Raw genomic sequence first — 20984 nt, 5'->3', positions numbered from 1 at the left:
TGGCGGGATGACCGTCAGGCGAACGTCCCGCTCCCTCCTGTTGTCCGCAGCGCTCACCCGGGCCGGCGCGGCGCTGCTGCACGCGGCGCCGCCCGGCGGCCGGCGGCGCTGGGAGCGGACCAACCACGCGGGGCGGCCCGTCGGGCTGTACGCCGGGCCCGCCGCGGTGCTGGGGGCGGCGGTCGCCGCGGGGCGGGTGCACCCGGCGGCCGGGTTCGCGGTGCTGGCCGCGGGCGGCTGCGGGGCGTACGACGATGTCGCCGGGGACCACCGCCGGGGCTTCCGGGCGCATCTGCGGGCGCTGCGCGAGGGCGACGTCACCAGTGGCACCGTGAAGTTGTTCGGGATATCGGCCGCGGGGCTGGCGGCGGGGGCGCTGATGAAGGAGCGGCCGCTCGACCGGCTGCTCGCCGGGGTCGTGATCGCGGGCACCGCCCATCTCGTCAACCTCGTCGACGTACGGCCCGGGCGGGCCGCCGGCGCGGTGCTCGCGCTCGGTGCGCCGGGGCTGCTGCGGACGGGGCCCGGGGCGCGGCTGGCCGCCGCGGCGGCGGGGGCGGCCGCGGCCGTGCTGCCGGAGGACCTGGGGGAGCTCACGATGCTCGGCGACACGGGGGCGCACGCCCTCGGTGCCGCGCTGGGGGCGGCCGCCGTAGCGGGAAACCGGCGCGCGGGGCTGCTCGCGCACGCCGTCGCATTGGTGGCCGCGGCCCGGTACGGAGACCGGGTGAGCGCGTGGGCGCGCACGCTGTGACGGGCTGACCTCGTCGTATGCCCTGCCGCACCGTTCGGCCCCGACGGGCTTCGCCTCACCCGTGTGGGTGATGTGCTCCGGCGCATTGCCCCGGCCCGCCGCACGGTGCGCCCTCCGGGATGTCCCTGAACGGCCGTACGGGCTGGCATGCTTGGCAGGGAACACGGGGCGGGCAGCGGGTCCGGACGGTCCGCCCGGCAGGCGCGCGGGGTGAGTCCTCCAGCCCCCCTGGGCCCGCTACCTTCTGTACGTTTCCTCGTGACCGCCCCACGTGAACCAGGAGCCCCGGCCCCGTGACCCCCGTGAGCAGCAACGCACCGCACGGCCAGTCGCCGCTGCGCACCGTGCAGGTGCTCGGCGGGGGCAACGCCGGCAGCAGCGCGCACGTGCGCTCCCTGGCGGAGGGGCTCGTGGCGAGGGGCGTGCGGGTCACCGTGTGCGCCCCGCTGGAGGCGGAACGCGCCTACGACTTCACGGGCACCGGTGCCGAACACGTGCACGTGCCGCGCAGCAGCGACCCGGTCTCCGTCGCCGCGCTCCGGACGGCCTGCGCCAACGCCGACCTGGTGCACGCCCACGGGCTGCACGCCTCCTTCCGGACCGTGCTCGCCCTCGGCGGCCGCACCACTCCGCTGGTGGTCACCTGGCACAACCGCGCCCACGCCGAGGGACCGCGGGGGCACCTGCTGCGGATGCTGGAGCGGCGGGTGGTGAAGACGGCGGCCGTGGTCCTCGGCACCAGCCCCGACCTGGTTCACCGGGCCCGGCGCACCGGCGCCCGGGACGCCCGGCTCGCGGCCGTCGCCCTGCCGGCCCGGCGCCGGACCGGCGATCTGGCGGACCTGGAGGACCCCGACCGGCTACGGCCCAAGATCCGCGCCGAACTCGGTGCCACCGGCCGTCCCCTGCTCCTCGCGATCGGCTCCCTGGACCGGCAGCGCGGCTACGAACTGCTGCTGGACGCGGCCCGTGCGTGGCGGGACCTGGACCCCGTGCCGCAGGTGGTCGTCGCGGGGGAGGGGCCGCTGCGGCCGGTGCTCCAGCGGCGGATCGAGGACGAGGAGCTGCCGGTGCGGCTCATCGGGCGCCGCGAGGACGTGTCCGAGCTGCTCGCCGCCGCCGACGTCGCCCTGCTGACGAGCAGTTGGGAGTCGCGGTCGGTCTTCGCCCAGGAGGTCCTGCACGCGGGCGTGCCGCTCGTCGCGACCCGGGTCGGCGGCATCCCGGACCTCGTCGGCGACGCTGCGGAACTCGTCCCGTACGGCGACCCGGGAGCCCTGGCCGACACCGTCGTACGGCTGCTCGCGGACCCCGAGCGGTGCGCGCTGCTGCGCGAGCTCGGGACGCGGCAGGCCGCGAGTTGGCCGACGGAGGACGAGACCGTCGCCCAAGTGCTCAGCGTCTACGACGAGCTGACCCAGCCCAGGCCGCTGCCCTGAGGGGTGAGCCCCCTGCCAGGGGCGTGTCTCACCGATGCGCCGGGCTCTGGGGCACGTGGCGGCGGGCGCGCAGGGCCAGGCTCAGGGCCAGGACCGTCTGCGGGTCGTCGAGGTCGGTGCCCAGCAGTTCCCCGATGCGGGCCAGCCGGTTGTACAGCGTCTGCCGGTTGAGGTGCAGTTCGCGGGCCGTCTCCGCCTTGCGGCCGGCGTGCGCCAGATACGTCTCCAGGGTGGGCAGCAGCGGCGGCTTGGACCGGTGGTCGTGGTCGCGCAGCGGGCCGATCGCGCGGTCCACGAAGGCCGCCAGGTCCGGGTGGTCGCGCAGCCGCCACAGAAGGAGGTCGATGTCCAGGCGGCGGGCGTCGTACCAGGGGCGGTCGGTCAGGCCCTGCGCCGCCGTCGCCGTCTCCGCCGCGTGCCGCAGCCCGGCCGACGCGGCCGCCCAGCCGCCGGCCACCCCGACGACCACGACCGGCGGCGGGGAGCCCGGCCGCCGCATACCGGCGCGCTCCACACCCGCCCGCAGCGCCGCCGCCACCCGGTCCGCGACCGCCGCCCGCTCCGACTCCGAGCGCAGCCCCAGCAGCACCGGCACCCGGCCCTCCACCGGCCGGACGCCCAGCAGCACCGGCACCCCGACCGCGGCCAGTTCCTCGGAGACCGCCCGGGCCAGCACCGCCCAGCCCCCGCCGGGGGAGAGGCTGTCCCCGATCCGCATCACCACGGGCAGCAGCGGGCCGTCGCCGGGCTTGAAGCCGAGGACCCGGGCCTGCGCCGGGGCGTCCTCCGCCGCGATCCGGCCCTCGGCGAGGTCGGTGAGGAAGTCGCCGCGCCCGCGCGCCGCCAGCTCCTCCTCCTGCCGGGCCTGCATCAGCACCACGGCCAGGATGCCCGCGGCCCGCTCGGCGGCGATCCGGTGGACCGGGGCCAGCGGGGAGCGGACCGGCAGCAGCACCAGGCGGGCGCGCACCGAGCCCGCCGTACCGGGGCCGCCGCCGGGCACGTCCACCAGCACCGAACCGGCGGGCGGCGGGGCCTCCTTGTGCGGGCCGCGCAGCCCCTCCCACACCTGGAGCGGGTCGGCGCCCTCCGGCCCGGCCCCCGCCGCGTACAGCAGCCGGCCGTCGGCCGTCTCCAGGAACACCGGGTTGGCGCTGAAGTCGGCCAGGATGCCCAGCACCTGCGGGATCCCGCCGCCGGCCAGCAGGGCCTCGGTGCAGCGCCGGTGCACCTCCTCCGCGCGCTGGAGCAGCGCGTAGTGGCCGTTGACGATCTCGGTGTGGATCTCCTCGGTCACCGTCACGAACGGCACCTCGCGGTGCAGCTGGACCAGCGGCAGACCGGCCGCCCGGGCCGTGTCCACCAGGGCGGCGGGCAGCCGGCCGAACCTCGGGCCAAGCTCCACCACGAGGGCGGCGATCCCCCGTTCGGCCAGGGTCCGCACGAACGCCCGCTGCTCGGCCGGGCGGGTGCCGAGGCCGTAGCCGGTGGTGAGCAGCAGCTCCCCGCCCTTGAGCAGCGACGCGATGTTCGGCACCTCGCCCGCGTGCACCCAGCGCACGGCGCGGCCGAGCCGGTCCGCACCCGCGAGGATCTCCGGCAGCCCGCTGCGCAGTCCGGGCAGCTCCAGCGCCCGCTGCACGGTGATGCCGGCGCCCTGGGTGTCGAATCGGTGGTCCGTACGGCTGTCCATGCAGCGGACGCTACCGGTGCGCACGTTCCGGCGACATCTCCGCGTCGCGCACGACGGCGATCACCCGGCCCCCCGCGCGACACTGCGTCGCGCCTGACGCCGGATTACCCGACCGCCTGTCTGTTGTGGCGTACGTCACTCTCTCGGAACACTGTCGCATCCGCACAGGAATCCCCGTTTGATCTTCGGATTTCGTTGCACAGGACAAGAAGAGGGGCGGAAATGACAGAAAGACCCACGCGGGAAGTGCAGCGCCTCAAGGCGAATTCCGTCGGACTGGTGGGCGTGGTGTTCATGGCCGTGGCCACCGCCGCGCCGATCACCGCGATGACCGGCAACCTGCCGATCGCCGTCGGCTTCGGCAACGGGACCGGCGCCCCGGCCGGCTACCTCTTCGCGACGCTCGTGCTGACCGTCTTCTCCGTCGGCTACGTCGCCATGGCCCGCCGCATCACCGCGGCCGGCGCCTTCTACGGCTACATCTCGCACGGCCTGGGCCGCATCGCCGGAATGGCCTCCGGACTGCTCGCGGTGCTGGCGTACATCGTCTTCGAGGCGTCCATCGTCGGCGTCTTCGCCTACTTCGCGAGGACCACCGTCCACGACCAGCTCGGCGCCGACCTGCCGTGGATCCTGTACGCGGCGGCCATGCTGCTGGTCACCGGCGTACTGGCCCACTTCGACATCAACCTCACCGCGAAGGCCCTCGGCGTGATGCTGGTCGCGGAGATCGCCGTCCTCTTCGCGGTGGCCACCGCCGTCCTGCTGCACGGCGGCGGACCGGACGGCATCCCCCTCGAGCCCGTCAACCCCGAGAACGCCTTCACCGGCGCCTCCGCGGGCCTCGGCCTCTTCTTCGCCTTCTGGTCCTGGGTCGGCTTCGAGTCGACCGCCATGTACGGCGAGGAGTCCCGCGACCCCAAGCGGGTCATCCCGCGCGCCACCCTCGTCTCCGTGGTCGGCGTCGGCCTGTTCTACATCTACGTCTCCTGGATGACCATCGCCGGCAACGGCCTGAAGGGCTCGGTCGAGGTCTCCGCCGGCACCAGCCCGCTCGACCTGTTCTTCGACCCGGCGCGCAGCTTCATCGGGTCCTGGGCCGTGCACGCCTTCCAGTGGCTGCTCATCACCGGCTCCTTCGCCTGCGGCATGGCCTTCCACCAGTGCGCGGCCCGCTACCTGTACGCCATCGGCCGCGAGGGCTTCCTGCACCCGGCCCTCGGCCGCACCCACCCGCGGCACGGCTCGCCCCACCTCGCGTCCGTCGTGCAGTCCGCCATCGCCGTCCTCCTCGTGGGCGCCTTCTGGGCGACCGGCCAGGACCCCTACATCCACCTCTACACGCTGCTGGCGATCCTCGGCACGATGGCGATCCTCATCGTGCAGACGCTGTGCTCGTTCGCCGTCATCGGCTACTTCCGCACCCACCACCCCGAGGACCGGCACTGGTTCCGCACCTTCACCGCCCCGCTGCTCGGCGGGATCGGCATGACCGCCGTGGTGGTGCTGCTGGTCGTCAACATGGACACCGCGGCCGGTACGGCGGCCGGCTCGCTCTTCTTCGAGGCCATCCCGTGGGTCGTCGGGCTGGTCTTCTTCGGCGGCCTCGGCCTCGGCCTCTACCTGAGGTCCCGGCGACCGGAACGCTACGAGATCATCGGCCGGATCGTCCTGGAGGACGCGGCCGAGCGCACGGACGACGTCGAGGAATCCCCCGCCCACGCCTGAGGAGCCGCACCGTGTCCCGTACCCAGCTGATGCACGCCCTGCGTACCCTCACGGCCGACCACACCGCCGCCCGGCGACTCGGCCTGCCCGTCGCCGAGGCCCGCCGGGTCCGCCGCCGCAGCGTCCTCAAGGGCGCCCTCGCCACCGCCGCGGCGACCGCCGCCACCGCCCCGGCGCCGGCCGCCGCCGCGACCGCCCCCGCGCGGACCGCCGCCGCGACCGCGCCCCGGATCGCCGTCGTCGGCGCCGGGATCGCCGGGCTCACCGCCGCGCTCACCCTGCACGACGCCGGTTACGCCTGCACGCTCTACGAGGCCCACCCGGACCGGGTCGGGGGACGGATGTACTCCCAGCGCGACCACTGGGCCTGGGGGCAGATCTCGGAGATCGGCGGTGAGCTGATCGACACCGGTCACAAGAAGATGCAGGAGCTGTGCCGCCGCTTCTCCCTGCCCCTGGAGGACTTCCTCGGCGGCGGTCCCAACGGGGCCGAGGAGGTCTTCTGGTTCGACGGCGGCTACTACCCGCGCGAGCAGGCCGACGAGGACTTCAAGGCCGTCTACCAGGCCCTGCACGGCGATCTCCAGGCGGCCGGCGAGGTCAGGTGGAACCGCACCACCCCGGCCGGCACCGCCCTGGACGACATGTCCCTGTACGACTGGATCGAGACCCGGGTGCCCGGCGGCCACACCTCCCGGCTGGGCCGGCTCTTCGACGTCGCCTACAACGTCGAGTACGGCGCCGACACCACCGACCAGTCCTCGCTCGCCCTGGTGCTGCTGATGGGCTACCAGACCAATCCCGGCGACTTCAACATCTGGGGCCTGTCCAACGAGCGCTACCACGTCGTCGGCGGCAACGACCGGCTCCCGCACGCCATCGCGGACTTTCTGCCCGGCGGAACGATCCGGCACGGCTGGTCGCTGCAGGCGGTGCGGGCCAACGCCGACGGCACGCAGACCCTGACCTTCGGCGAGGGCGGCAGCACCCGGACCGTCACCGCCGACCACACCGTCCTGTGCGTCCCGCTGCCGGTCCTCCAGCGGCTCGACCTGAGCCGGGCCGGGTTCGACAGCCGCATGACCAGCCTGCTGCGCGACGCCCGCATGGGGTACTGCACCAAGCTCAACATGCAGTTCACCAGCCGGCCCTGGCGCGGCACCGGCGCCTGGCCGGGCGTCTCGGCGGGCGACTGCTTCACCGACGCCGAGGTCCAGCAGACCTGGGACACCACCAAGGTCCAGCCGGGCACGGGCGGCATCCTCATCCAGTACGGCGGCGGCAGCCGGGCGAAGTCGCTGACCCCGGCGGGCCCCTTCTCCGACGAGACCGACCCCTACGTGCGCGACCTCGCCGGCCGGTACCTCAAGGGCATCGACGCCTTCTTCCCCGGCACGTCGGCGGCCTTCACCGGCCGCGCCCAGCTCTCCGCCTGGCACCTCAACCCCTACGCCCTGGGCGCCTACTCCTACTGGCCGGTGGGCTACCTGCACCGCTACGCGGGCTACGAGGGCACCGCCCAGGGCAACGTCCACATCGGCGGGGAGCACTGCTCCTACGACTTCCAGGGGTTCATGGAGGGCGGCGCGACCGAGGGCGAGCGGGCGGCGAAGGAGGTGATCGCGAAGCTGCGCTGACCGCCGGGGTCAGACGGGCCTGATGTTGTGGTTGAAGCGGAAGACGTTGTCGGGGTCGTACCGCCGCTTCACCTTCTCCAGGCGCAGGGTGTTCCCGGCGCCCAGGCCCGCCCGGACCCGCTCGGGGCCCTCGTCGCCGATGAGGTTCAGACAGACGGCACCCGAGCTCCACGGCCGCAGACCGGCGCGCACGCCCCGCACCCAGTCGACCGTCCGCTCGTCGCCGGCCGGGTCCGCCCAGATCCCGAACGGGTGCACGGCCCAGGGGGCGTCCCGGTACGCCACCGGGTACGCGTGCGGGCCGGCGGCGACCGCCCCGCCCTGCGGGACCAGGAGGCACCGTGTGCCGGCCGGCACCGGCATGCCGCCCGCGCGGGCGCAGAAGACGTCCACCGACTCGTCCGGCAGCCCGGTCAGACACTCCGCCGACCAGTGGTTCCGCAGCCCGGGCGGGACGTCGAACATGCACTGCGCGTCGGCGTACGGGATGTCACCGGCCAGCTCCACCTCGTGCGGCAGCGCGAGCAGCGGCGCCGCCAGCTCGCGCAGACCGTCCTCGCCGCCCACGTACGTCAGCAGCACCGCGCACAGCAGCGTGCCCACCAGCGCATCCGGTACGAACCGCGCCGGCGGACCGGTCAGGTACAGCACCGCGCCGCCCAGCTCGTCGGGCCCGCCGCCGACGACCTCGCGGAAGACGCGGACCGCGGCGGGGCCGGACTCCGGCGGGAACAGCAGCAGCACGACGGAGAACTCCGGCAGCGCGTGCAGCCGCAGGGTGAGGGAGGTCGCGATGCCGAAGTTGCCGCCGCCGCCGTGCAGCGCCCAGAACAGCTCCGGGTTCTCCTCGGCGCTCGCCCGCACCCGCTCGGCGTCCGCCGTCACCAGCTCGACGCCCAGGAGATTGTCGACGGCGAGGCCGAAGGCCCGGTCAAGCCAGCCGGTGCCGCCGCCGAGGACGAAGCCGCCCACGCCGGCGGTGGAGGCCCGCCCGCCGGTCGTCGCCAGCCCGTACGGCTGGGTGGCCCGGTCGAGCCGGCCCGCCGTGGCACCGCCCTCCACCCGGACCGCCTCGGCCACCGGGTCCACCGTCACCCGGTGCATCCGGCGCAGGTCCACCACGAGCGCCCCGTCGCCCAGCGCCGTACCGGCCACGCCGTGACCGCCGCCGCGCACCGCGATGTGCAGGTCCAGCTCCCTGCCGAAACGCACGGCCCGCACCACGTCGGTCGCGTCCGCGCACTGGGCGATCACCGCCGGCCGCCTGTCGATCATCGCGTTGAAGACCGTACGGGCTTCGTCGTACCCCTCGTCCCCCGGGGCGTGGACCGCGCCGACCAGGTCCTCGCGCAGCGCGGCGAGGGCCGCGCCCGCCTTGGATCGGGAAGCCATGCCGCCCCCTTCCGTACAGGGGCATCCGTCCGTCTTCAGCCTAGAGCGGATCCGCGCCCCCGCCGAGGGGCGCGGATCCGCGGGCGGACGGAGCGGCTATCCCCCGTAGGCGCCCGACGCCGTCAGCCGCAGGGCGGTGTCGATCAGCGGGACGTGGCTGAACGCCTGGGGGAAGTTGCCCACCTGGCGCTTGAGCCGCGGGTCCCATTCCTCGGCCAGCAGACCGAGGTCGTTGCGCAGCCCGAGGAGCTTCTCGAACAGCTTCCGGGCCTCGTCCACCCGGCCGATCATCGCCAGGTCGTCGGCCATCCAGAACGAGCAGGCCAGGAAGGCGCCCTCGTCACCCGGCAGGCCGTCGACGCCCGCGTCCTGGCCCTCCGTCGGATAACGCAGGATGAACCCGTCCGGGGTGGACAGCTCGCGCTGGATCGCCTCGATCGTGCCGATCACCCGCTTGTCGTCCGGCGGCAGGAAGCCCATCTGCGGGATGAGCAGCAGGGAGGCGTCCAGCTCCTGCGAGCCGTAGGACTGGGTGAAGGTGTTGCGCTCCTTGTCGTAGCCCTTCTCGCACACGTCCCGGTGGATGTCGTCCCGCAGCTCGCGCCAGCGCTCCAGCGGGCCGTCGGCGTCACCGGACTCGATCAGCTTGATCGTGCGGTCCACGGCGACCCAGGCCATGACCTTGGAGTGCACGAAGTGCCGGCGCGGGCCGCGCACCTCCCAGATTCCCTCGTCCGGCTCCTGCCAGTGGTCCTCCAGGTAGCGGATCAGCTTCAGCTGGAGCAGCGAGGCGTAGTCGTTGCGGGCCAGGCCGGTCATGTGACCCAGGTGCAGCGCCTCGGTGACCTCGCCGTAGACGTCCAGCTGGAGCTGGTGCGCGGCGCCGTTGCCGACCCGGACCGGGGCGGAGTTCTCGTAGCCGGGCAGCCAGTCCAGTTCCGCCTCGCCCAGCTCCCGCTCGCCGGCGATGCCGTACATGATCTGGAGGTTCTCCGGGTCGCCGGCCACCGCCCGCAGCAGCCACTCGCGCCAGGCACGGGCCTCCTCGCGGTACCCCGTGCGCAGCAGCGAGGACAGGGTGATCGCCGCGTCCCGCAGCCAGGTGTAGCGGTAGTCCCAGTTGCGCACGCCCCCGATGTCCTCCGGCAGGGAGGTGGTGGGCGCGGCGACGATGCCGCCCGTGGGGGCGTACGTCAGCGCCTTCAGGGTGATCAGGGAGCGGACCACCGCCTCGCGGTACGGCCCGTGGTACGTACAGTGCTCGACCCACTCGCGCCAGAAGTCCTCCGTGGCCTCCAGCGAGGTCTCCGGCTCCGGCAGCGGCGGCGGCTCCTTGTGCGAGGGCTGCCAGGAGATGGTGAAGACGATCCGCTCGCCCGGGGAGACGGTGAAGTCGGCGTACGTCGTGAGCGCCTTGCCGTAGGTCTCCGCCTCGGTGTCGAACCACACCGAGTCCGGCCCGGCCACGGCCACCGTGCGGCCCTCGTGCTTGTGCACCCACGGCACCACCCGGCCGTAGGAGAACCGCATCCGCAGGGCGGAGCGCATGGGGACCCGGCCGGTGACGCCCTCCACGATCCGGATCAGCTGCGGGGCACCGTCACGCGGCGGCATGAAATCGGTCACGCGCACGGTGCCGCGCGGGGTGTCCCACTCCGACTCCAGGATCAGCGAGTCGCCGCGGTAGCTGCGCCGGGCGGCCACGGGCGGCTTCACGTCGGCGGCGTGCGCCGGGCCGAGCCGCCAGAACCCGTGTTCCTCGGTGCCCAGCAGGCCGGCGAAGATGGCGTGCGAGTCGAAGCGGGGCAGGCACAGCCAGTCCACCGTGCCGTCCCGGCAGACCAGCGCCGCGGTCTGCATGTCTCCGATGAGTGCGTAGTCTTCGATGCGCCCGGCCACGTGCAACTCCAGTCGAACGGCCACGTCACACCCCCGCGCAGGGGGCTGTCGCTTAGTGCGGTCAAGGGATCGTTGTTGTGCGTCGTTGAGCGGTGAAGCAAAGCAGCCCGCCGAGCCCTGAGGCAAAACGACAGTCCTTGCTCAACGAACTGCCGCGCTCTCGTTGTTCCGGGTGATGCAGCGGGGGTGTGCCGTCGTTCCGGCCGGGCTCGGCAGCGAGTGTCCGAGCAGGATACGACGCACGTAGATGATGTGCGTGCCGCTCCGGACAACCGGTGTGGGCCGAACGAGTGAGCGCCGGGTGAGAGCCGGGTGAGAGCCGTGTGTCCCGGTGGTGCCGGATGTGACGTGAGTGACCGCAGTGGAGTCCGGCTGTGCCCGGCCGAGCGCGGAGCGTGGCCGGAAGCCATCCCGTCCAGGCGCTGATACCCTGGTAGCCCGTGGACCGGTGGGAGTCACCCCGACAGGGAAAACCGACAGGGGCCCCCCGAACCGCAGCGACGGCACCCCCGGAAAGCCTCCGGGACGGCAGCCGCCCCGCATCACAGACAGCGACCACGGGAGCCCCCTCTTGGCCATGCCGACCACGGCTTTTCGAAGCAACACAGCCACGACGACCAAGCACATCTTCGTCACCGGGGGTGTCGCCTCCTCGCTCGGCAAGGGTCTGACCGCCTCCAGCCTGGGCATGCTGCTCAAGGCGCGGGGCCTGCGTGTCGTGATGCAGAAGCTCGACCCGTACCTGAACGTCGACCCGGGCACGATGAACCCCTTCCAGCACGGTGAGGTGTTCGTCACCAACGACGGCGCCGAGACCGACCTGGACATCGGCCACTACGAGCGCTTCCTCGACCGCGACCTGGACGGCACCGCCAACGTCACCACCGGTCAGGTGTACTCCACCGTGATCGCCAAGGAGCGGCGCGGCGAGTACCTGGGCGACACCGTGCAGGTCATCCCGCACATCACCAACGAGATCAAGCACCGCATCCGGCGCATGGCCACCGACGAGGTGGACGTGGTGATCACCGAGGTCGGCGGCACGGTCGGCGACATCGAGTCGCTGCCGTTCCTGGAGACCGTCCGCCAGGTGCGGCACGAGGTCGGCCGGGACAACGTCTTCGTCGTCCACATCTCGCTGCTGCCCTACATCGGCCCGTCGGGCGAGCTGAAGACCAAGCCGACCCAGCACTCGGTGGCCGCGCTGCGCAACATCGGCATCCAGCCCGACGCGATCGTGCTGCGCTGCGACCGGGAGGTCCCCACCGCGATCAAGCGGAAGATCTCGCTGATGTGCGACGTGGACGAGGCGGCCGTGGTGGCCTGCCCCGACGCCCGCTCGATCTACGACATCCCCAAGGTCGTGCACGCCGAGGGCCTGGACGCCTACGTGGTGCGCAAGCTCGACCTGCCGTTCCGCGACGTGGACTGGACGACCTGGGACGACCTGCTGGACCGGGTGCACAACCCCGACCACGAGATCACCCTGGCGCTGGTGGGCAAGTACATCGACCTGCCCGACGCCTACCTGTCGGTCACCGAGGCGCTGCGCGCCGGCGGCTTCGCCAACCGCGCCCGGGTGAAGATCAAGTGGGTGACCTCCGACGACTGCAAGACGCCGGCCGGGGCCAAGGCCCAGCTGTCGGACGTGGACGGCATCTGCATCCCCGGCGGTTTCGGTGACCGCGGGGTGCTGGGCAAGGTCGGCGCGATCCGCTACGCCCGGGAGAACAAGATCCCGCTGCTCGGCCTGTGCCTGGGCCTGCAGTGCATCGTGATCGAGGCCGCCCGCAACCTGGCCGACATCCCCGACGCCAACTCCACCGAGTTCGACCCGGCCACCGCCCACCCGGTGATCTCCACCATGGCCGAGCAGCTCGACATCGTGGCCGGCGAGGGCGACATGGGCGGAACGATGCGTCTGGGCATGTACCCGGCCAAGCTCGCCGAGGGCTCCATCGTCCGCGAGGTCTACGACGGCAAGGAGTACGTCGAGGAGCGCCACCGCCACCGCTACGAGGTCAACAACGCCTACCGCGCGGAACTGGAGAAGAAGGCCGGCATCGTCTTCTCCGGCACCTCCCCGGACGGCAAGCTCGTCGAGTACGTGGAGTACCCGCGCGACGTCCACCCGTACCTGGTCGCGACCCAGGCGCACCCCGAGCTGCGCTCCCGGCCGACCCGTGCCAACCCGCTCTTCGCCGGCCTGGTGAAGGCCGCCGTCGAGCGGAAGAACGGCAAGTAACACACCGGTTGTACGGTGGCCGGGGTGCATACCTTCACAGGTGGGCACCCCGGTTTTCTTGTGACCGGTCTCCGGTACGGCGTGTGGAAGGACAGGGCATGACGATCAAGGACACCCCCGAGGAGTGGGAGATCCGGGCGACGGACACCCCCTTCGTGGGCAACAAGACCTCCGTGCGCACGGACGACGTGGTCATGCCCGACGGCTCGGTGGTCCGCCGCGACTACCAGGTCCACCCCGGCTCGGTCGCCGTCCTCGCGCTGGACGAGGAGGACCGGGTCCTGCTGATCAACCAGTACCGGCACCCGGTGCGGCACAAGCTGTGGGAGATCCCGGCCGGCCTGCTCGACGTGCCCGGCGAGAACCCGCTGCACGCCGCCCAGCGGGAGCTGTACGAGGAGGCGCACGTCAAGGCCGAGGACTGGCGGGTGCTGACCGACGTGTACACCACCCCCGGCGGCTGCGACGAGGCCGTACGGATCTTCCTCGCCCGGGGCCTGTCCGACGCCGAGGGGGAGCGCTTCGCGGCGGAGCACGAGGAGACCGACATGCAGCTCGCGCGCGTGCCGGTGGAGGAGCTGGTGCGCCGGGTCCTGGCCGGAGACGTGCACAACAACTGCCTGGTGGTCGGTGTGCTCTCGCTGGCGGCGGCCCGCAGCGGGGACGGACTCGACGCCCTGCGGCCCGCCGACGCCCCCTGGCCGGCGCGTCCCTTCGCGTCCTGACCCACCCGTCCGGCGTACTGGTGTGACCATCGCCTGATCCGATCGGGCGATGCGTGCGCCGCGCTCCTCCGGGAACGTCGCAGAGCGTCAACTAGGCTCTTCACGCCCGTACGGAAGACACCGGCGGGCTTGCGCGTGCGGTGGGACGGGAGTGTGGCCCGTGACGGATCAGGCGGTGGACACAGACGGTGCGGAGCTGTCCGCGCGGCCGGCCACGGAGGACCGTTTCCTGGGCCGTACCCGGGAGCTGAAGGAACTGCGCGCCGACATCGAGCGCGCCGGCCTGGACACCCTCTCCGGCCGCAAGGCCCCCCGCGCGCGCGTGCTCCTGATCGCGGGCCGCCCCGGGTCCGGCCGGACCCGGCTCGCCGAGGAGCTCGTCCGGCAGGTCGCCGGGCGCTACCCGGGCGGAGTGCTGCGGGCCCGGCTCGGCGAGCCCGACGGCACGCCGGTGCCCGTCGCCCGGGCCGCCGGCGAGCTGCTGGCCGCCCTGGGGCTGCCCGCACCCGCCGGAGCCGCCGAGGACGACCTCACCGCGGCCCTGCGCACCGCCCTCGCCGGCCGCCGCGCACTGCTCCTGCTGGACGACGCGGCCGGTGCCGAGCAGGTCGACGCGCTGCTCCCGGACGACCCCGACTGCCTGGTGGTGGCGGTCTCCTCGGGCCCGCTCACCGGCATCGCGGACGTCAGGCCCTGCACGCTGGGCGGCCTGGACACCAAGTCCGCGGTGGAGCTGCTCACCGGCTACACCGGCTCGGTCCGGATCACCGTCGACCCGCGCTCCGCGGAGAGCCTGGTGGAGGCCTGCCAGGGGCACCCGGCCGCGCTGGCGCTGGCCGGCGGCTGGCTCGCCGCCCGCCCCCAGACCGCCGTCTCCGACCTCGCCAGGCGGATGCACGCCCACACCGCGGACGGCGCGGACGGCGCGGACGGCGCCGACGGCACTCCGCTGGCCCGTGTCTTCCGCCTCGTCTACGACCAGCTGCCCGCCCCGTCCGCCCGGATACTGCGACTGCTCAGCCTCGCGCCGGCCGGCCTGGCCGACCCGCACACCGCCTCGGCGCTGGCCGGCTGCTCGGTCGACGCCGCCCGCACCACCCTGGACGGCCTCGTCGCCCTCGGCCTGCTGCGCGCGCTGGACTCCCCGCTGCCCCAGTACGAGGTGCCCGGCTGCCTGTACCCGCTGCTGCGCGCCGCCGCCGAGAGGCAGGAGCGGGCCGCCGAGCTCCAGCTCGCCCGGGCCCGGATGCTGGAGCGGACGGTACGGCTGCTCCAGTCCTGCCGGGCGATCACCGAGACGGACAGCCCGCAGGCCCGGGAGAAGCTGAACGGCATGCCCCGCGCGCTGCGCTTCCCCAGCCCGCGCGCCGCCGCCGACTGGCTGCGCATCCGGCGGCCCGCCCTGCTGGCCTCGGCACGGCTCGCGGTGGCCGACGGGGAGCTGGACACCCTCGCCCGCCGCCTGATGTCCCAGTTGGTCAGGGCCCTGGCGGCGCACGTCGGCACCCAGGCCGCCGCCCCCGACCTGTACGGCGTGCACCGCCTGGTCCTGGACGTCGCCGAGCGGCGCGGCCTGGCCCGGGAGAAGGCCGCGGCCCTTCTGAACCTGGGTGATCTCGACGCGCAGACCGGTCGCACCCGGGAGGCGCTGGCCCGCTACCGGGCCGCGCTGGAGGCCGGACGCGAGGCGAACGACCCGTATGCGACCGGCCGCGCGATGGAATCCGTAGGCGGCGCCCACCAGGAGCTGGGCGATCACGACCGGGCCGCCGACTGGTTCGGCAGGGCGCTGGCCGAACGGCTGGCCAGGGGCGAGCACCCGGAGGCCGCGCGTCTGTACGGCCGGATCGCCACGGCGCACACCTACGCCGGCCGGTACGGCGAGGCGCTCAGGAACTGGCGGGCCGCGCTCGCCGGCTACCGCCGCGCCGGCGATGTCACCGCCAGCGCACGGGCGTTGAGCGAGATCGCCCGGGTGCAGGAGTACGCGGGGCGGCCCGAGGAGTCGCTGCGCACCTGCCAGGAGGCCGTGGAGTGGGCGCGGCGGGCCGAGGACGTCCGGCTCCAGGCCGCCCTCCAGCTGCGGCTCGCCGACACCCTGGACCGCCTCGGCGACCCGGCGGCGGCCGCCCTGCACCGCGCCGCGGCCGAGCGCATGCTGGGTGAGGAAGCACCGGAGGGCGAGGAAAGACCGGTAGAGGACGCGGAAGCCTGCGAAATCCGTACTGCATCCGACGAAGATTGATGCAATGAAAGGCTAGACAGCCGGAACACCTTCATTAAACTGGCTCTGCCGCACGTTCTCTGCGGTGTCTCCCGGTATGCCCTCGCATGTCTGGGTACGTCTGTAATGCACCCCCATACCCTCTGAGCCAAGGACCGTGATCGACGTGAAGGTCGGCATCCCCCGCGAGGTCAAGAACAACGAGTTCCGGGTGGCCATCACCCCCGCCGGTGTGCACGAGCTGGTGCGCAACGGGCACCAGGTCGTCGTCGAGCGGGGCGCCGGCCTCGGTTCCTCGATCACGGACGAGGAGTACGTCTCCGCCGGTGCCGCGATCCTCGACACCGCCGACGAGGTGTGGGCCACCGCCGACCTGCTGCTGAAGGTCAAGGAGCCCATCGCGGAGGAGTACCACCGCCTCCGCAAGGACCAGATCCTCTTCACCTACCTGCACCTGGCCGCCTCCAAGGAGTGCACGGACGCCCTCATCGAGTCCGGCACCACGGCCATCGCCTACGAGACCGTCGAGCTGCCGAACCGCGCCCTGCCGCTGCTCGCCCCGATGTCCGAGGTCGCGGGCCGGCTGGCCCCGCAGGTCGGCGCCTACCACCTGATGCGCGCGGCCGGTGGCCGCGGCGTGCTGCCCGGCGGTGTCCCGGGTGTGACCCCGGCCAAGGCCGTGGTGATCGGCGGCGGTGTCTCCGGCTGGAACGCCACCCAGGTCGCCGTCGGCATGGGCTTCGACGTGACCCTGCTGGACCGCGACATCAACAAGCTGCGCGAGGCCGACAAGATCTTCGGTACGAAGGTCAAGGCGATCATGTCCAACTCCTTCGAGCTGGAGAAGGCCGTCCTCGACGCCGACCTCGTCATCGGCGCGGTCCTCATCCCGGGTGCCAAGGCCCCGAAGCTGGTCACCAACGAGCTGGTGTCCCGCATGAAGCCGGGAAGTGTCCTTGTCGACATCGCGATCGACCAGGGCGGCTGCTTCGAGGACTCCCGTCCCACCACGCACGCCGAGCCGACCTTCCGGGTCCACAACTCGGTCTTCTACTGCGTCGCCAACATGCCGGGCGCGGTGCCGAACACCTCCACCAACGCGCTCACCAACGCGACCATGCCGTACATCGTCTCCCTCGCCAACAACGGCTGGGTGGAGGCGCTGCGCCGCGACCCCGCGCTCGCCAAGGGCCTCAACACCCATGACGGCAAGGTCGTTTACAAGGAGGTCGCCGAGGCCCACGGCCTGGAGCACATCGAGCTGGAGTCCCTGCTCGGCTGACCCCGCCCCCAGGTGACGAGCAGGTGAGTCACCAAGTCACCACCAGCCAAAAGGCGATTCGTCAACACGACTCGTCAACCGCGCGCGCCCGGCCGGACCTTGCCCGACAAGGTCCGGCCGGATGTGTGTATGGTCACTTTGCGACTCTCGGTCAACTCGCCTCGAACGTAACCGTTCGACCGATTCGCACACCGGTGAAACCTGCTGTGCGACGGCCGTACGCCCTTGACAGCGGGATGTTTCATTGCCGACACATCCAGCCGGGTCCGGCGGATTGTGTTGCTGCGGACCGCCGACACGCCATAGAGTCGCCAACCGTCGGCATGGTGCCACGCTGACCTTGTCTAGAAGTTTCCTGGTCACCAAGGAGGTAAGACGACTTGTGAATGAGTCGACATTTTCTCCCGGAGGTGGTCGACCAGGGATGCCCGCACGGGGCCAGGGCCCCGAGGGATTCGAGGCTGTCGGCTCCGTAGCTGTGCGCACCTTCGCAGCCCACCAGAGTCCGGTTCCGCAGGCGGCCCGGACAGCACACCAGAGCATGGATGGCCATCACGTGAACGCCATGGCCGGCGACGGAAGTGGCGCGCCCCACAACCACTTCGCCGACTACGACGAACTGCCCGAGGGGCACTTCTACGACCCCGACGCCGAGTACGAGCCGGATCCGGAGTACGCGGCCACGCTCGCGCCCGACGCGGCCCGCCAGCGCCGTGAGCGCATCGGTCCGACCGGACGCCCGCTGCCGTACTTCCCGATCCCGGGCCCGCTGACCGACCACGGCCCCGCGAAGATCATCGCGATGTGCAACCAGAAGGGCGGCGTCGGCAAGACGACGTCGACCATCAACCTGGGTGCCGCGCTCGCGGAGTACGGCCGGCGCGTGCTGCTCGTGGACTTCGACCCGCAGGGCGCGCTGTCGGTGGGTCTCGGCGTCAACCCGATGGAACTCGACCTCACGGTCTACAACCTGCTCATGGAGCGGGGCATGTCCGCGGACGAGGTCCTGCTGAAGACGGCGGTCCCGAACATGGACCTGCTGCCCTCCAACATCGACCTGTCGGCCGCCGAGGTCCAGCTGGTCTCCGAGGTCGCGCGCGAGTCGACGCTCCAGCGGGCGCTGAAGCCGCTGATGGACGACTACGACTACATCGTGATCGACTGCCAGCCCTCGCTCGGCCTGCTCACCGTCAACGCCCTGACGGCCGCTCACAAGGTGATCGTGCCGCTGGAGTGCGAGTTCTTCGCCCTGCGCGGCGTGGCCCTGCTGACCGAGACCATCGAGAAGGTCCAGGAGCGGCTCAACCCCGAGCTCGAACTGGACGGCATCCTCGCCACCATGTACGACTCGCGCACGGTGCACAGCCGCGAGGTGCTGGCCCGCGTGGTCGAGGCGTTCGACGACCACGTCTACCACACGGTCATCGGCCGCACGGTCCGCTTCCCCGAGACCACGGTGGCCGGCGAGCCGATCACCACGTACGCCTCCAACTCCGTGGGTGCCGCCGCCTACCGCCAGCTCGCCAGGGAGGTGCTCGCCCGGTGTCACGCCGAGTGAGTCTGCCGGGGGCCGACGAACTCTTCCGTACGACAGGGGGGATGGCGCTCCAGCCGTCGACTCCCCGGCGCGCGGCGGGCGGTGAGGCCCGGGTGCCGGCTCCCGCGGGGGAGAGCGACGAGACGGCCGCCGCCGAGGACGCACCGCAGTCGGTGCCCGTGCAGGGCGGCGACGGAGAAGGCGCCGAGCACGTGGCCGCGGAGGCCGACCCGGCCGGGGCGGGCGAGTCCCGCAGCCGCCCGGCGCGCCGGCAGCCGGCGCAGGAAGGTTCTGCCGCCGCGCCGTCGCGCAAGCGCGGGCGGGCGGCGGCCCGGCGGCCCAGCGGGCGGGAACGGCACGACGAGAAGATCACCGTGTACGTCTCGGCCGAGGAGCTGATGGACCTGGAGCACGCGCGTCTCGTGCTCCGCGGCGAGCACGGTCTCGCCGTCGACCGCGGCCGGATCGTCCGCGAGGCGGTGGCCGTGGTCCTGGCCGACCTGGAGTCCCGCGGGGACGCGAGCATCCTCGTACGACGGCTGCGGGGGCGGTAGGGGTAGCCTGCGGGGGCTATGACCTCGTCTGACGTCCCCCTCCCCGGCGCCGGTGCCGGTCGTCGGCGTGCGCTGGGGCGGGGACCGGGCGCCGTGCGGCCCGAGCCGGAGACCGAGCCGGAGACCGAGCCGCGGACCGCGGCCGCGGATCCGGCCGAGAGCGCGGATCCGGCCGAGAACCCGGGACAGGCCGACAGCGTGAGCCCGGCCGACAGCGTGAGCCCGGCCGACAGCGTGAGCCCGGCCGAGGGCATGGATCCGGCCGAGGGCATGGATCCGGTCGAGAGCACGGGTCCGGCCGAGGGCGCGCGCCCGGCCGAGGGCCCGCATCCGGTCGAGGACGCACGTCCGGCCGAGAGCGTGCGCCCGGAGCCGGACAGACCCGCCGACGGTGTCTTCACGGTCCGCCTCGCCAACTTCGAGGGGCCCTTCGACCTCCTCCTCCAGCTGATCTCCAAGCACAAGCTGGACGTCACCGAGGTCGCCCTGTCGAAGGTCACCGACGAGTTCATGGCGCACATCCGGGCCATGGGACCGGACTGGGACCTCGACCGGACCACGGAGTTCCTCGTCGTGGCCGCCACCCTGCTCGACCTGAAGGCCGCCCGGCTGCTGCCCGCGGCCGAGGTCGAGGACGAGGCCGACCTCGCCCTGCTGGAGGCCCGGGACCTGCTGTTCGCGCGGCTGCTCCAGTACCGCGCGTACAAGCGGATCGCGGACATCTTCAACGCGCGCCTGGACGAGGAGGACCTGCGCCGGCCCCGTACCGTGGGCCTCGAACCGCACCACGCCGAGCTGCTGCCCGAGGTCGTCATCAGCATCGGCGCCGAGGGCTTCGCCAGGCTCGCGGTGAAGGCGATGCAGCCCAAGCCCCGGCCGCAGGTCTACGTCGACCACATCCACGCCCCGCTGGTCAGCGTGCAGGAGCAGGCGCGGGTCGTGGTCGCGCGCCTCCGGGAACTCGGCGAGGCGGATTTCCGGGCGCTGATCGAGGACACCGACGACACGCTCACCGTCGTGGCCCGGTTCCTGGCCCTGCTGGAGCTGTACCGGGAGAAGGCCGTCGCCCTGGAGCAGGAGGCCGCGCTCGGGCGGCTGACCGTGCGCTGGACCGGCGGGGACACCGATGCGGCGCCCATGGTCACGGACGAGTTCGACCGGCCGCCCGAGAGGCCCCGGGACGGCGGGAAGCCCGAGGAGGGGAGGAAGGCGTGAGCGAGGAGAGCGCGCAGGTCCCGGCCGGGCCGCGGAGTGCGGCCGACCTCGACCTGAAGCCCGCCCTGGAGGCGATGCTGATGGTCGTCGACGAGCCGGCGACCGAGGAGCACCTGGCCAGGCTCCTGGAGCGGCCGAAGCGGCGGATCGCCGACGCGCTGCGCGAGCTGGCCGACGAGTACACCGTGCAGGGCCGCGGTTTCGAGCTGCGGTTCGTCGCCGGCGGCTGGCGTTTCTACACCCGTGCCGCCTACGCGCCCGCCGTCGAACGGCTCGTCCTGGACGGCCAGACCGCCCGGCTCACCCAGGCGGCGCTGGAGACGCTGGCGGTCGTCGCCTACCGCCAGCCGGTCAGCCGCAGCCGGGTCTCCGCCGTGCGCGGGGTGAACTGCGACGGCGTGATGCGCACCCTCCTCCAGCGCGGTCTGGTCGAGGAGGCGGGCACGGAACCCGAAACAGGTGCGATCCTGTACAGGACGACGAACTACTTCCTGGAGCGGATGGGCCTGCGCGGCCTGGACGAGCTTCCGGAGCTCGCGCCCTTCCTCCCCGAGGCGGAGGCGATCGAGGCCGAGACCCAGGAGGGGGTCCCGTCGTTCGACCCGGACGCGCCCGACGCGCCCGGCGGTCAGGACGCAGACGACTAAGACGGAAACCTTG

General features: G+C 72.9%; 15 protein-coding genes. 12 read left to right on the top strand and 3 right to left on the bottom strand.

Annotated elements, in window-relative coordinates; all coding sequences use genetic code 11:
* The first annotated feature begins 7 nt into the window (after positions 1–7).
* Positions 8–754, top strand: coding sequence for a hypothetical protein (locus ABZ576_RS24700; protein ID WP_360744739.1), 747 nt, complete (start codon positions 8–10; stop codon positions 752–754).
* A gap of 293 nt (positions 755–1047) precedes the next feature.
* Positions 1048–2193, top strand: a complete 1146-nt coding sequence (locus ABZ576_RS24695; RefSeq protein WP_360744735.1) for a glycosyltransferase family 4 protein — start codon at positions 1048–1050, stop codon at positions 2191–2193.
* A gap of 28 nt (positions 2194–2221) precedes the next feature.
* Here the strand turns inward: ABZ576_RS24695 and ABZ576_RS24690 are convergent, their stop codons facing one another.
* On the bottom strand, positions 2222–3886 hold the full coding sequence (locus tag ABZ576_RS24690; RefSeq protein WP_360744732.1) for a PucR family transcriptional regulator: 1665 nt from the start codon (positions 3884–3886) through the stop codon (positions 2222–2224).
* Positions 3887–4108: 222 nt separating this feature from the next.
* On the opposite strand from ABZ576_RS24690, the gene ABZ576_RS24685 reads away from it, so the two are divergent.
* Together ABZ576_RS24685 and ABZ576_RS24680 are read left to right on the top strand one after the other, a co-directional pair.
* A complete protein-coding gene (locus tag ABZ576_RS24685) occupies positions 4109–5614 on the top strand; it encodes an APC family permease (RefSeq protein ID WP_360744729.1) in 1506 nt (501 codons plus the stop codon).
* 11 nt (positions 5615–5625) lie between these two features.
* Complete coding sequence (locus ABZ576_RS24680) at positions 5626–7251, top strand: NAD(P)/FAD-dependent oxidoreductase (RefSeq protein WP_360744726.1); 1626 nt, start codon at positions 5626–5628, stop codon at positions 7249–7251.
* 9 nt (positions 7252–7260) lie between these two features.
* On the opposite strand, the gene ABZ576_RS24675 is transcribed toward ABZ576_RS24680, so the two are convergent.
* Together ABZ576_RS24675 and ABZ576_RS24670 are read right to left on the bottom strand one after the other, a co-directional pair.
* The gene (locus ABZ576_RS24675) at positions 7261–8643 is read right to left on the bottom strand and encodes an FAD-binding oxidoreductase (RefSeq protein ID WP_360744723.1); all 1383 of its coding nucleotides are present in this window, start codon (positions 8641–8643) and stop codon (positions 7261–7263) included.
* 96 nt (positions 8644–8739) lie between these two features.
* Positions 8740–10542 carry a glycoside hydrolase family 15 protein gene (locus ABZ576_RS24670; RefSeq protein ID WP_360744784.1) on the bottom strand — a complete coding sequence of 601 codons (1803 nt, stop codon included), beginning with the start codon at positions 10540–10542 and terminating at the stop codon, positions 8740–8742.
* Positions 10543–11119: 577 nt separating this feature from the next.
* Here ABZ576_RS24670 and ABZ576_RS24665 point away from each other — a divergent pair.
* The 8 genes from ABZ576_RS24665 to scpB all read left to right on the top strand — a co-directional run bounded on the left by ABZ576_RS24665 (position 11120) and on the right by scpB (position 20971).
* The gene (locus ABZ576_RS24665) at positions 11120–12787 is read left to right on the top strand and encodes a CTP synthase (RefSeq protein ID WP_360744781.1); all 1668 of its coding nucleotides are present in this window, start codon (positions 11120–11122) and stop codon (positions 12785–12787) included.
* 98 nt (positions 12788–12885) lie between these two features.
* Positions 12886–13512, top strand: a complete 627-nt coding sequence (locus ABZ576_RS24660) for an NUDIX hydrolase (RefSeq protein ID WP_360744720.1) — start codon at positions 12886–12888, stop codon at positions 13510–13512.
* Between the two features lie 160 nt (positions 13513–13672).
* Positions 13673–15757, top strand: coding sequence for a tetratricopeptide repeat protein (locus ABZ576_RS24655; protein ID WP_360744717.1), 2085 nt, complete (start codon positions 13673–13675; stop codon positions 15755–15757).
* A 136-nt stretch (positions 15758–15893) separates the two neighbouring features.
* Positions 15894–17018, top strand: a complete 1125-nt coding sequence (gene ald, locus ABZ576_RS24650; RefSeq protein WP_360744714.1) for an alanine dehydrogenase — start codon at positions 15894–15896, stop codon at positions 17016–17018.
* A gap of 424 nt (positions 17019–17442) precedes the next feature.
* The gene (locus ABZ576_RS24645; protein WP_360744711.1) at positions 17443–18576 is read left to right on the top strand and encodes a ParA family protein; all 1134 of its coding nucleotides are present in this window, start codon (positions 17443–17445) and stop codon (positions 18574–18576) included.
* Positions 18561–19109 (top strand): hypothetical protein, encoded by a 549-nt coding sequence (locus ABZ576_RS24640; RefSeq protein ID WP_360744709.1) that lies wholly within the window; start codon positions 18561–18563, stop codon positions 19107–19109. The genes ABZ576_RS24645 and ABZ576_RS24640 overlap by 16 nt, the downstream gene beginning before the upstream one ends.
* Before the next feature lie 18 nt (positions 19110–19127).
* Positions 19128–20324, top strand: coding sequence for a segregation/condensation protein A (locus ABZ576_RS24635; RefSeq protein WP_360744706.1), 1197 nt, complete (start codon positions 19128–19130; stop codon positions 20322–20324).
* Positions 20321–20971, top strand: a complete 651-nt coding sequence (gene scpB / locus ABZ576_RS24630) for an SMC-Scp complex subunit ScpB (RefSeq protein ID WP_360744703.1) — start codon at positions 20321–20323, stop codon at positions 20969–20971. The genes ABZ576_RS24635 and scpB overlap by 4 nt, the downstream gene beginning before the upstream one ends.
* The last annotated feature ends 13 nt before the right edge of the window (positions 20972–20984 follow it).

The organism is Streptomyces sp. NPDC013455 (genome assembly GCF_040632975.1).
In the GTDB taxonomy this organism is placed as follows: Bacteria; Actinomycetota; Actinomycetes; order Streptomycetales; family Streptomycetaceae; genus Streptomyces.
Note: the sequence above shows the minus strand (reverse complement) of the source record. Positions and strands in the feature narration are given on the sequence as shown.

Bases quoted from the DNA above. Each gene is read 5' to 3' on its own strand.
- ABZ576_RS24690 (WP_360744732.1), bottom strand. From the start codon at position 3,886: ATGGACAGCCGTACGGACCACCGATTCGACACCCAGGGCGCCGGCATC.
- ABZ576_RS24700 (WP_360744739.1), top strand. From the start codon at position 8: ATGACCGTCAGGCGAACGTCCCGCTCCCTCCTGTTGTCCGCAGCGCTC.
- ABZ576_RS24685 (WP_360744729.1), top strand. From the start codon at position 4,109: ATGACAGAAAGACCCACGCGGGAAGTGCAGCGCCTCAAGGCGAATTCC.
- ABZ576_RS24660 (WP_360744720.1), top strand. From the start codon at position 12,886: ATGACGATCAAGGACACCCCCGAGGAGTGGGAGATCCGGGCGACGGAC.
- ABZ576_RS24635 (WP_360744706.1), top strand. From the start codon at position 19,128: ATGACCTCGTCTGACGTCCCCCTCCCCGGCGCCGGTGCCGGTCGTCGG.
- ABZ576_RS24675 (WP_360744723.1), bottom strand. From the start codon at position 8,643: ATGGCTTCCCGATCCAAGGCGGGCGCGGCCCTCGCCGCGCTGCGCGAG.
- ABZ576_RS24645 (WP_360744711.1), top strand. From the start codon at position 17,443: ATGCCCGCACGGGGCCAGGGCCCCGAGGGATTCGAGGCTGTCGGCTCC.
- ABZ576_RS24665 (WP_360744781.1), top strand. From the start codon at position 11,120: ATGCCGACCACGGCTTTTCGAAGCAACACAGCCACGACGACCAAGCAC.